A 12,383-nucleotide genomic window follows, 5' to 3' on the forward strand; every position below is an offset into this window, starting at 1 on the left:
TTTGAACTTCTCCTTTATCTCTTGAAAAATGTTCTTCATCTATTATATCGCCACATTTGGTTTTTTTACAAGCAACAATTCACAAAACAAAAAATATATGTGTGGCTGCTTTAATCTTACTTCATTAAGTTCCTTTCATGATATAATAGTTAAATCATAAGCTAACACTAAATCTTTATTCTTTTGTGCATTTTACCCAGGTATAAAACCAGATATTTATATGAAAAATGACTCTATATACTTCATTTCTATAATAAGGAGGTAAACATGATGTCTCATGGTAAATTTGTTTTTATTTCGGATTTTGACGGTACACTGACAGAAAAAGATTTTTATCAAATGATTATTGATGATTATTTAGGTGAAGCGGGCCAAAAACTTTATAAGGAGTGGCGCCAAGGCCTTCATCTAGATAAAGATTTCTTAGGTCAAATCTATAGTGCTATCAATCGTGAAGAAGCTGAGATTCTTGAGGATATTCTTCGTATCGAATGGGATGAATCAGCTACTGAATTCATCCAAAAGGTTCGTGAAAATGGAGGGGAGTTTATTATTTTAAGTGCTGGTACTAGCTATTACATTAACCTGCTCCTTAAGGAAAAAGGCTTATCAGATGTAAAAGTCTACTCCAACCCAGGTATTTATAAAGATAAGGGCATCCATCTGCAAGTAGATGAAAGCAGTCTCTACTACTCTGAAAGATATGGTATTGATAAAGCTAAAGTGGTTCTGGATTTAAAAAAACAGTATGCGCATGTTTACTATGCCGGTGATAGTGCTCCTGATATTTTGCCCTGTAAGTTAGCTGATCTAGCTTTTGCTAAGGGTGGTCTTCAAGAAATGCTACAATCAGAAGGTGTTAACTTTGTACCTATAAAAAGCTTTAAAGATGTAACCACTACTCTTATAGGAAAGGGGGTGTTAAAGTGAATCAGCCACAAGCTCATCGTATCTCCATTCCCTCTTTACTTAAAGTAGGTAAAGGAACGCTTAATGAAATAGGCGTATTTTTAAAGGAAAACCATTTTGATCAAGTTGTTATTTATTTCGGCAATGGACTGATCCGTTTATTGGGTGATACAGTTTTTGATTCTCTTCACCAAAATGCTATTACGCTTCTTCACTCTGAAGAACTTGACACCACTGATATAGATGCTATTGTAAAGCTTGCTTTTAGCATCAGTAGTAAAACAGATGCCATTATTGGCATAGGCGGTGGAAAAGTCATAGACGTCGCCAAATATGCCGCCTTTCTTAGAAAAATTCCTTTTATTAGTGTGCCTACCTCTGCTTCTAGTGATGGTTTCTCAAGCTCTAGTGCTTCTCTTCTAGTCAATGGGAAAAGAACTTCTGTCCCTGCTAGGCTAGCCTATGGTATTATCATTGATACAAATGTTATCAAAAGTGCTCCGGACCCCTTCATTTATTCAGGTATTGGCGACCTCATTTCTAAAATCACAGCTTTATACGACTGGCTCTACGAGCATCAACAAGGCTATAGCACCTTAGATGACTTTGCTTATATGATTGCTAAAAAAGCGGTTAATAGCTTTGTACGTACCCCTTTTACAAGTATCAAAGATGATTTATTTTTAAAAGAATTAGTAGATTCTCTTGCCATGAGCGGCATTGCCAATGAGATGGCAGGAAATAGTGCCCCCTCTAGTGGTAGTGAACACCTCATCTCTCATGCTCTTGATAAGCTTATGGATGTCCCTTTGCTCCATGGCATCCAGGTAGGTATTGCCACTTATCTCATGAGCAAAGTTCAGAACCATAGGTGGCAACGAGTCAACACGGTACTGACAGATACAGGCTTTTGGTCTTACACTAAAACCTTACAGCTTAAACGAGAAGACTTTGAAAAAGCTATAGACCTAGCGCCTACTATCAAACCTAACCGCCACACTTTCATTCATGAAGAAAAATATAGAAATCAAGCTAAGATGCTTCTCTTAAATGACCCTATCTTTAAGCAAATTTTTAGTGAATAACCCTCTACTCATATCTAGCCAAACGTATTACAAATGCCTCCTTACGATGAATTCTATCTGAATAATAAGTTTTTATTAAGGGTAATATAGTGTTGACACTAAAATGAAATCGTCTAAGGAGGCTAGCGTAATGGACTATCCAATGTTTTGCTATCAATGTGAACAAACTGTTGGTGGCAAAGGTTGTACTAAAATAGGTGTTTGTGGTAAGACCCCTGAAGTAGCTAATCTGCAAGATTTACTTATCTATCAATTAAAAGGCATTAGTTGTTATGCTGTTCCACTTATTGAAAAAGGAGAAATGATTGATAAAGATATTATTAAGTTTGTAGAGAACTCTCTTTTTACAACATTAACTAATGTTAACTTCGATGCAGATGTTCATGTAGAACTTTTAAAAAAATCTCAAGAAATTAAAGAACGTCTTAGACAAAAGGCACCTGCTAATATCAGTTATCCTGAATTTGCTACTTATAACTTAAGCCAAACTAGAGAACAAATGCTTGAAGATGCAAAACGTGCAGGGATTATGTTTGATAAGGATTTACATGAAGACATTCGTTCTTTAAGACAAACCATTATCTATGGCCTTAAAGGAATCAGTGCCTATGGCCATCAAGCACGTTTTCTCAATTATTGGAGTGATCAAGTAGACCATTTCTACTTGAGGGCTTTAGAAATAGCTACAAAAGATGATATTTCTGTAGACGAAATGATTAGATGGGTCATGCGCACAGGAGAGATGAGCATTGAAGTCATGAAAACCCTTGATGATGCTAACACTCAATCTTTCAAAAACCCCTCTCCTCATAAGGTAAATGTGCATATCCAAAAAGGACCCTTTATTATTGTTTCAGGCCATGACCTAAAGGATCTTTATATGCTACTTGAACAAACTGAAGGGACAGGCATTAACATTTATACACATGGTGAAATGCTTCCTGCACATGGTTATCCCGAACTTAAGAAATTTAAACATCTAGTAGGTAACTATGGTGGTGCTTGGCAGGATCAACAACCCCAATTTGATGGTATTCCTGGCTGCATTCTCATGACCACTAACTGTTTGATGCGACCTCGTGAAACTTATAAGGATAGAATTTTTACGACTAATACAGTGGGCTGGGATGGTGTGACATTTATTCCTAAACTTCCCGATGGTACAAAGGACTTTACTCTTATTATTGAAAAAGCCCTTGAACTTGGTGGTTTCAAAGAAGATCAAGAACCACATGAAATTTTAGTAGGCTTTGGTCACCATGCTACCCTCTCCCATGCAGAAACTATCGTTAACGCCGTTAAGTCTGGTCAGATTAGGCACTTCTTTGTGATAGGTGGCTGTGATGGTGCTAGACCTGGAAGAAACTACTATACTGATTTCGCTAAAATTGTACCAGAAGATTGTATTATCTTAACCTTAGCTTGTGGTAAATATCGCTTTAATAAATTGGATTTTGGAACAGTAGCAGGTCTTCCAAGGTTGTTAGACGTCGGTCAATGTAATGATGTTTATTCTGCTGTTGCTATCGCTACTGGCTTAGCCGATGCTTTTGAAACAGATGTCAATGGCTTACCTCTTTCTGTCATTTTATCTTGGTATGAACAAAAGGCTGTTGCTGACCTACTAGCTCTTCTTTCATTAGGTGTTAAAAATATCTACTTAGGACCAAGCCTTCCTGCTTTTATCAGTCCTAAGGTCTTACAATATCTTGTAGATACATTTAATTTAACACCTATTAGTACTCCTGATGATGATTTAAAAACTTGTTTAAAGCAATGCTTATAACTTTTTCTTAACTTATTAAACGCCTGAGTTTCTGATTAAATGTTCAGAGACTCAGGCGTTTATGGCTAGCATCACTACTTACTCACATATTTGTCCTTTAATGATTTCTAATACATAATTTTTAAATGTCTCAAAACTTGCAGGATCGCAAGAAGTGCCTTTATGCATTGACTTTGTATAAAAATTGTATTCTACATTTCCATAGTTAAAGATTGGACTTGTTAAAATAAAACTAAATTCTGTGACTCTATAAGTCATTGCATTTTTCATTGCTTCCTTACAAATTTCAAGCAAAGCTTCACTATCTTCTAATTTTTTATCAGCTACTAACTTAAGTATAAAACTTAATAAACGATAACCTCCATTCAAAGGAAACATTTCTCCTCTTCCTGTATAAAATAGTTTTCCTGTGTTATGAAAGTACTTCAGATTTCTAAAGCTAATATTTTTATATACTTCTTCTATCTCTAATCCATCTAGCTGCAAAGATTTTACATAGCTGCTTATACTCTCCCAGCTTGTATCCTGCATACTTCTGTTGTTTTTAACTATTTTTTCGAACTCCTTATAAGCATCCTCTATTTTCTTATCTGTATAAATAACTGTTTCGTTAACAACTACATTATATTCTCCATTATCATAAACTAAAGCTACTTTACTACTCATATCAATCTCCTTTCGATATATAATAATTATTATTATATCATATAGATTATTTTATTGATATGTTTATTGTATATCTGTCACTTCCTCATACCTACTATTCTGCCGTAGTTTCAATCTACTTAATGAACACCTCATATTAATGTAGGAATTCATTTCAATGTTCTCTAATAAACCCTCTACTATAACAAGACTAATTTGCTATCTTAAAAGCTTCTATAATTCGGCTTAAATCATCTGCGTAATGTTCATATGATATGCTGTCCTAGCTTAATTTTCTCCATCATTTTAAATTATCTAATAAGTAGCCTACTTATTTCTGCTATTTTCTCATTAGCGATGACTTTATTATATTCATTTTTTATATATTTTATTAAATAATAATTATTTGTTTTAGTTTTACAATTAAGAATAAGGATTTTTTCACACTTTCATCAAATTATTATCAAGATTTCATCAAATTTAACATCTATACTTAATGATATAAATACCTCATGTGCGCCTCTAAACACATGCGGTCGATCTTATTCAATTTAACTACATAAATGGGGGGGTTAACAATGAATTTGAAAAAGTTTTTATATGGTCTATTATCTGCCACTTTAGTAGTATCATCTGTTACACCTGTTTTTGCAGCAGAAACAGTTACTACTACCTCTTCTCAAATACAAATTTCATCTGAGGAAGTAACCATTTCTTTATCTGACACTTCAATTTTAGTCAATGGTGAATCAGCTTCAACTGATAACAACGATGCTGTTTATACAAGCCACGATATTATTTATTATGAAGATAAAGATACTTACGATAGTGGTAATGCTTATGGTGAAGGTACTGCAGAGGATAAACATAGCAGCGAAGAAGCCCTTAAGCATACTGTTGTTAATATCACCAAGCCAGGTACATACCGTATTTCAGGTCAACTTTCTTACGGACAGATTTTTGTAAATGTAGGAAAAGACGAGGCCGACAAAGTTACACTCATTCTTGATCATGTAGATATCAACTGCAGCGTTGCACCTGCGGTCTTCTTCTATCAAGTATATGAATGTGATGCTGATGCCACTGTCGAAACTGCAACGAATCAAGTAGATACTTCAAATGCTGGTGCACGTGTTATTATTGCTGATGATTCTGTGAATCATGTGACAGGCTCATATGTTGCACGTATTTATAAAGATACCACAGAACAAAAGAAACTTCATAAGTATGATGGCGCTTTCTACTCTCGCATGAGTATGGAAATTGATGGTGAGACCAAAGGAAATGGTGTTCTTAACATTACTTCTGATAATGAAGGTTTAGATACTGAACTTCACCTAACTATTAACGGTGGAAAAATTAATATTCAATCTTCTGATGATGGAATCAACGTCAATGAAGATGGTATTAGCGTCTTTACAATGAACGATGGTTACTTAAATATTTACGCAGGTAATGGTTCGGAAGGAGACGGTATTGATTCTAATGGTTGGAATGTCATTAACGGTGGCACTGTTATTTCTTTAGCTAATCCAAAAAGCATGGATGGTGGTATTGACTCAGATATGGGTTCAACAATCAACGGTGGAACAGTCATCGGTGCTGGTAATATGTATGATCCTTTAGAGGATGATTCCAAGCAGCTTTTCATGTTCCTTCAATTAGCTGAAAAAACAGATCAATTACTTGTTGTCACTGATGAAAAAGATAATCCTGTTTTTGCTTATGATTTTCCAAATGACTATACATACATTTCATTTAGTACCCCTACATTAACAGAAGGAACTTATCATGTTTATAAAGGTGGCACCATCAAGGGAACTGAAACAGATGGCTTCTACAACACCATTACTTCTTACCTTGAAGGCACCAAACTTCATCATGGTGGAACTTCTACAAACCAAAATATGGGTATGATGACACCTCCACAAGATGGCAATGGACCAAGCTTCTCCACAGATGGAACTCCTCCTGAAATACCAGACAATGCTCAAATGCCTAATCAAGGCCAGTCACAACCAACACCTCCTGAAGGTATAGGAAATGGTGAGCGTCCTACACCTCCTGAAGGTATGACAAATGGTGAACCTCCTACACCTCCTGAGGGTATGGCAAATGGCGGAGGCTTTGGAGGCCCACAAGGTATGCAAAGTTCCAGCGAGACAGAAAACTATGATTTTGTACTAAGTGCATCTAACAAAGGCTTCACTAATGTTTCAAGTACAACAGCTACAGGTAACACAGCTAGTACAACGCCAAGTGGCACTACCACAAATACAGTTGGCACCACTAGCTTTTCAGATGTAAAAGGTGACAGTTGGTATGCCCAAGCAGTTACTTTCTGCAAAAATAAAGGCTTAATGGGCGGCACTTCATCAACTACCTTCTCACCTTCTGCTCCGGTTACACGTGAAATGTTTGCTACTATTCTTTACCGCTTAGCAGGTTCACCTAACGTTACTACTTCTACTTCATTTACTGATGTTAAAAATGAATCCGCTTACTATTACAAGGCTGTTTCATGGGCTAATCAATCAGGTATTACCAAAGGCATTAGCTCAAATGCATTTGGCATAGGCCAATCTATTACTGTTCAAGATGCTGTCGTTATGTTAGAGCGTTATGGAAAAGGTGGTGACCTCACTCAAGTAGAAAATGTTTCCTCTACTAGTACATCACCAGCAACTCGTGCACAAATTGCAGCACTATTAATGCAGTATTGCAACAACTAAATCAGCATCAACAAAAGACCATGCTGAAGCCTGCTTCAACATGGTCTTTGTAACTAAAATAGATCATACATATTCTTTATGTAAGGTGAATCCACGCCCACGAACTTCATTGACCTTATTAATAATCATAAAAGCCTTCGGATCTATCTCCATAGTCAAATCATTAATCTTAGATAACTCTCTATTAGATACTATAGTTAGTACCGCATAAGATTTTTTCCTTGTATGGCCACCTTCACTATATAGCAAAGTTGTGCCTCTATCTAGCCTTGTACGAATCATCTCACTTATTGCTTCACTTCTTTCACTAATAATTTTAATCTGCATTTGATTTTTCCCAATCATTAGTACCTTATCTAGTATCATTGTATAAAGTAATACTAAGAGTATCCCATACAAGATCATTTCCTTGCTTGAAAAAAGCATCTGTGTTAGTAAGATAAAACAATCAAATATAGACATAGTCACAGAAACTGATAACTTTAATTTCTTATTTAAAATTAATGGAGGAATATCCATCCCCCCTGTTGAAGCTCCTGCACGAATAACCATTCCAATACCTGCTCCAATCAGTAAACCAGCAAATATTGTGGCTAGCATTGTATCATTAGTCATTCCGCTGCCACCAAACAGCTTTTCAAAAATACTTAATATAAAAGGATAGTAGAAAGTACTTATAATAGTCGTTAAAGCAAAGGACTTTCCTAGTACGATTCCCCCTAAAACAAACATGACTATATTAAATACCCCTACAAAAATAGAAACAGGTATCCCTAGCTGATGCTGAAAAACTAGAGCAAGCCCTGTTGTTCCCCCTGTTATAAGCTTATTAGGTAAGATAAATAATGCTACTGCTAAGGCATAAAGTGTATTTCCTAGCAAAATAATTGGTATCTTCTTTATATTCATTCCTTTTTGTCTCCTCTCTCCATTGGTGTCTTCCTGTTAGCTTTATCATTATACACTAAACCTTCTCTATTTTCATTAATAGTTCCTGTAAATAAATCTCTCATAACCTGCTTCACCATGAAAACCATTGGCTTCCAATTTATAACTTATATTTAGCCTAATAGATATTCCGATCTTCTCTTTGAGTTAGAACTACTCTTGTGTTTCAATAAAATGATAGTTTATATTATTTTCACTCCCATATCCTGTTGCCCATTCTTCTATAGGTGCTGGCAAGCAATCTTTATATCTACTATCATTTGTATAATATTGTAATTTATCTTCTTCCAGTGCTGCATATATGTATTGATCTACTACTAGATAATAGCAATAACCCGAAGCTCCCCTCAAATAGGATTGCCCACCTAGGGCTATTGTGTCCTCAAACGATATTTCTTCATACATGACGTGCTGTGTTAAACTTATAAAATCCTCGTATTTTTCCCCAACTATTGTTTTAAATAGTTCTTCTTGCTCCTTCGTTAATACGATCCCTACGTCTAATGCACTTGGCAATGGGCTTTTTATTGTGCCCTTTATATAGTTCGTCTCAAAGAACACCCCTGCTCCACAACCATAGCCGTAATCATTGGACTCAAGTTGTAACTTTCCGTCTTTAAAAATCAACTTAAATATCACTTCTGTATCTGGCTCATCATATATACACTCAAAAATGATTTCGTTTGTTTTTTCATCTTTAATAGCAAATCCACCCATACTACCACTGGCTGTGCCATTGTATGCCTCTAAGCTAAACCAAATAAGATCGTCGAATAGCACTTTAATCTCTGCACTTGTACCGGCAAAATAACTCTTTTCTTCTCCTGTCCAAGTCCCTTGTAGTTCCTGTATTTTCTCTGTAGTTACTGGCCCTATTCTATTACTTCCCTCTCTAATTAAATAAAAAGGATACTCTACATCACCTTGGCACCAAACACCTTGCAAGTAATCTTCATCTCTTTGGAGAATGGTGAGGCTTGTTTCACCCTTGTCATCTTCATAATAAGTATAAAGTCTATTTCCTATTACATTTTTTGCATACACCATTTCAGAACTTCCTCTTAGCTCAATAGGTATATTATATTTGTCATAAGAATATGTCCCTAGCTTTTTCTCTAAATCAAAAGTACCATGAATGGGATAATCCCCTATCTTTCCTGCACCTATAAATACTGTTTGATTTTCCTCCTGAGTCTCAGCTTTTTCAATAATCATCTCTTCCCTTTTATTCTCTACTCTATCACTACCCTTGGTGGATTCCTCTGGTATTTGATTATTAGAACTAGATAGCTCTTGTATTTGCTCTTCAGAATCTACTGTATCTGTTTGAGGGCTACACCCAGCCAGCAATAGCAGCACTATCCCTAATAATAGTATAAAATGCCTCATGATTTATCTCTTCCTCTCATCATTTAACTACCTCTACGTTAATGATAGCTATTGTTTTGTCCAATATAGTCTTCCTGCATATCTACGACAATTAATGCTTTTTTATTTTCCATAATCTCTTCCCCTTGTCAGCTCTATATTAGAAATTCATTCTATTTTTACTTGCTATGTATGGAATATAAAAACGGATTATGATTTTTTCTGATTATATAAATAGCGTTGCCTATATTTTAGTTCCGCATATTCTGTAATATATTTCATATAAACCATATCATATGCTCCCCCTATTGCCCCTACAACTGGGACCCCTTGTAGAAACTTTATATATAATAATTCTTTTGAAAGTAAATCTGCTGTTACTTTCATTTCACTTTTTACAGACTCTGATTCCATTAACTTTTCTGTTTTTGTATAGTCATTAATTCTATTATTAATTGCTTGTATTGATGTGCCATGGGAAACGGCTCCTTGGATCAAAAGCAAGATATAAAATTGTTCTTCTATAGCATCATAGGGATAGCCATAACGTAATGCTATTTCATAAATACTTTTTAAAATCATTCCTGTAAAAACTGGAATGTCTGGAAGACCGATTCCCATTACTCCCATTCCAATGCCCATCACACCCGATACTGTTAAATTCTTTATGCCAGATCGCCCTGCATTTTTCTCTATTACACGAATAGATTTTCTACTTTGACTCACTTGGACAGCATACTGCTGAATCTTATGGTTCTGCTCAATAGTCTCTTTTCTATATGTTTTTTCAATTATCCCTGTACCCTTCTCAAAAACTAAAGCAAATGCTTTATTAAAAGCAGCATTAAGCGTTTCCTCTACTTTCTTTGGTACTTTTGCTTCTAACTTTTGATTTAATAGAGATTCTTTTTTCTCAAACCTTTTTTCCAAAAATTTTTTCTCTTGCTTTAATGCTTTTTGCCATTCCCGTTCTAATGCTGATTTTTTCTGAAACAATTCCATAAGCAGCCCCTCTATTTTTTTTCTTGTATCTATCAAACTATTGTTAACATCTTATATTTTATATTACCTGAATTTTGTGTAAAAAATATATTCTTTTAATGGAATACCTATCTTGATGCTATTATTTCATCATCTAATAAGTCAGTGTACGATTCATTTTAACAAACCTCCAAGTCCCCCTCAACTTGATTATTTCTAATTACGAGGGACTAGCCTATGGAGGTAAATTGTTTTTGTAGCATCTACCATTGTTCATGAATTTTGCATCTTTTTATGCTACTTAGCTCCCTTAAAACTATACCTTATTCCTGCTAGTTTTGGTTATTAATAGATAAAGTATCAAGATACTCAAAGCTTTTTAGTTGTTCTTGATCTAAATCTTCTTTCTCAAATGCTATGGCATTAAGTTGAAGATTGTTATAGGTAGAATAATAATAAACTCCCTTTTCTAGAGCCATGCAGGAGGTATAAAGTGTAAATTCTTCTTTACTCTTTGGCTTAATCACCGCTCCACCTGGCATAGCCACATTATTAAGAATATGATAAAACTCAGCTAGGGTTGTCATCTCATTATCTAGATGCGTCGCATGACTTTTTAGATAGGCTACTCTTACAAATCTAGCAGGCGGATAGAAATCACCAGGTATACCCACTAAACCAAGTCCGCAGGAATCCGGATTCAATTCTTGTTTATACCATGTTGTTCCCTCTACCCACTTGGAAGAAAGATGAATATATTGTTTTAAATTATCAATATGCCAATCAAAAGTGGGTGGATTAGTGAGCACCCCTATTTTATTTTCAAAAATACAGAATTTTTCTTTTGTCTGTTCAATAACAATACACTGATCTTGCTTATCATATACAATCCAATGAAGTGTTGGAAGTGCTATATCTAGAGCAAATGGTATATTAACCAGATTCACCTGCGAAACAGCTGCTTTGACTTCTTCTACTGTCTCAAAGTTACTTAAGATCCAAAGAATCAAATCATAGGGTCCTATATTGATCTTATCAGGGTATGGCTCAGGACTATGATAGCAGTAATTAGGAAAGTTAAGCCCAGCACAAGCAAGTCCTTTTTCATTTAACCCATCTGCTAAAAGCGGGTGATTATTTATTATAACGCCCATTCCTAATATGGCATACTTTATAGGCAATATCTTCTTGCTAATCACATTCTCCCATTGATATTTTCTAGGCACTAAAATCACAGATTGATTAAAACTATATTCCAAATCCATATTACGACCAAAAAAATGAAAACCGTCTTTACTCTTCAGTGTTAATGCTGTACACATACTGCAACCTCACTTCTTTTTAGCTTTATTATCTCCAAAAGAAGTGTTAATATGAGTAGATTCACCCTCGATCTTTTACGCCATTTCTTTTATATAAGATTTTGTAAAAAGTAGTATGATACAATTTATTTTAGGCTTACCTCACTCAAACTGCTTTAATAAATTTACCATTTCAATAGCTGTTACCGCTGCGTCATACCCTTTATTACCTACTTTTGTTCCCGCTCTTTCAATAGCTTGCTCAATGGTATCAGTTGTTAGAATACCAAAAATAACCGGTTTTTCTGTCTGCATAGCAACACTTGCAATTCCTTTTGAGGCTTCTGCACAAACATAATCAAAATGTGGTGTAGAACCTTTTATGACCGCTCCTAGGCAAATGACTGCATCATATTTTTCACTTTGTGCCATTTTCTTCGCCACTAGTGGTATTTCAAAAGCACCTGGCACATAAGCAACTTCTATTTTTTCAGATGCTACGCCATGTCTTTTTAGCGCATCTATTGCTCCGCCTACTAGCCTTGAAACAATAAATTCATTAAATCTCCCTGCTACAATCCCCATTCTTAATTCTTGTGCCACTAAATTTCCTTCGATTACTTTCATT

Annotated in this window: 10 protein-coding genes; 4 read left to right on the plus strand and 6 right to left on the minus strand. The window is 35.2% G+C overall.

All coding sequences use genetic code 11. From position 1 onward, the window contains the following. The first annotated feature begins 270 nt into the window (after positions 1 to 270). The 3 genes from EKH84_RS16335 (at position 271) to hcp (ending at position 3,780) form a co-directional block, all read left to right on the plus strand. Positions 271 to 930 (plus strand): MtnX-like HAD-IB family phosphatase, encoded by a 660-nt coding sequence (locus EKH84_RS16335; protein ID WP_243118605.1) that lies wholly within the window; start codon positions 271 to 273, stop codon positions 928 to 930. Next, a complete protein-coding gene (locus tag EKH84_RS16340) occupies positions 927 to 1,994 on the plus strand; it encodes an iron-containing alcohol dehydrogenase family protein (protein ID WP_127067123.1) in 1,068 nt (355 codons plus the stop codon). Before EKH84_RS16335 ends, EKH84_RS16340 begins: the two co-directional genes overlap by 4 nt. Before the next feature lie 130 nt (positions 1,995 to 2,124). Beyond that, positions 2,125 to 3,780, plus strand: coding sequence for a hydroxylamine reductase (gene hcp / locus EKH84_RS16345; protein WP_190283364.1), 1,656 nt, complete (start codon positions 2,125 to 2,127; stop codon positions 3,778 to 3,780). Positions 3,781 to 3,858: 78 nt separating this feature from the next. Here the strand turns inward: hcp and EKH84_RS16350 are convergent, their stop codons facing one another. Continuing rightward, positions 3,859 to 4,446, minus strand: coding sequence for a hypothetical protein (locus EKH84_RS16350; RefSeq protein WP_127067125.1), 588 nt, complete (start codon positions 4,444 to 4,446; stop codon positions 3,859 to 3,861). 557 nt (positions 4,447 to 5,003) lie between these two features. Here EKH84_RS16350 and EKH84_RS16355 point away from each other — a divergent pair. Next, the gene (locus tag EKH84_RS16355; RefSeq protein WP_190283365.1) at positions 5,004 to 7,157 is read left to right on the plus strand and encodes a carbohydrate-binding domain-containing protein; all 2,154 of its coding nucleotides are present in this window, start codon (positions 5,004 to 5,006) and stop codon (positions 7,155 to 7,157) included. 63 nt (positions 7,158 to 7,220) lie between these two features. Here EKH84_RS16355 and EKH84_RS16360 read toward each other — a convergent pair whose 3' ends face one another. From EKH84_RS16360 to ribH, 5 genes are all read right to left on the minus strand, one after another. Further along, positions 7,221 to 8,066 carry a YitT family protein gene (locus EKH84_RS16360; RefSeq protein ID WP_127067127.1) on the minus strand — a complete coding sequence of 282 codons (846 nt, stop codon included), beginning with the start codon at positions 8,064 to 8,066 and terminating at the stop codon, positions 7,221 to 7,223. Between the two features lie 192 nt (positions 8,067 to 8,258). Continuing rightward, positions 8,259 to 9,494 carry a hypothetical protein gene (locus tag EKH84_RS16365; RefSeq protein WP_127067128.1) on the minus strand — a complete coding sequence of 412 codons (1,236 nt, stop codon included), beginning with the start codon at positions 9,492 to 9,494 and terminating at the stop codon, positions 8,259 to 8,261. Between the two features lie 189 nt (positions 9,495 to 9,683). Then, positions 9,684 to 10,475 carry an EcsC family protein gene (locus EKH84_RS16370; protein ID WP_127067129.1) on the minus strand — a complete coding sequence of 264 codons (792 nt, stop codon included), beginning with the start codon at positions 10,473 to 10,475 and terminating at the stop codon, positions 9,684 to 9,686. Between the two features lie 311 nt (positions 10,476 to 10,786). Beyond that, a complete protein-coding gene (gene bsh / locus EKH84_RS16375) occupies positions 10,787 to 11,776 on the minus strand; it encodes a choloylglycine hydrolase (RefSeq protein WP_127067130.1) in 990 nt (329 codons plus the stop codon). A gap of 141 nt (positions 11,777 to 11,917) precedes the next feature. Beyond that, entirely contained in the window at positions 11,918 to 12,382 is a 465-nt protein-coding gene (ribH, locus tag EKH84_RS16380) for a 6,7-dimethyl-8-ribityllumazine synthase (protein ID WP_127067131.1), read from the minus strand. Position 12,383: the final 1 nt, after the last annotated feature.

Origin of the sequence: Cellulosilyticum sp. WCF-2, from assembly GCF_003990395.1 — a bacterium.
Taxonomy (GTDB): Bacteria; Bacillota; Clostridia; order Lachnospirales; family Cellulosilyticaceae; genus Cellulosilyticum; species Cellulosilyticum lentocellum.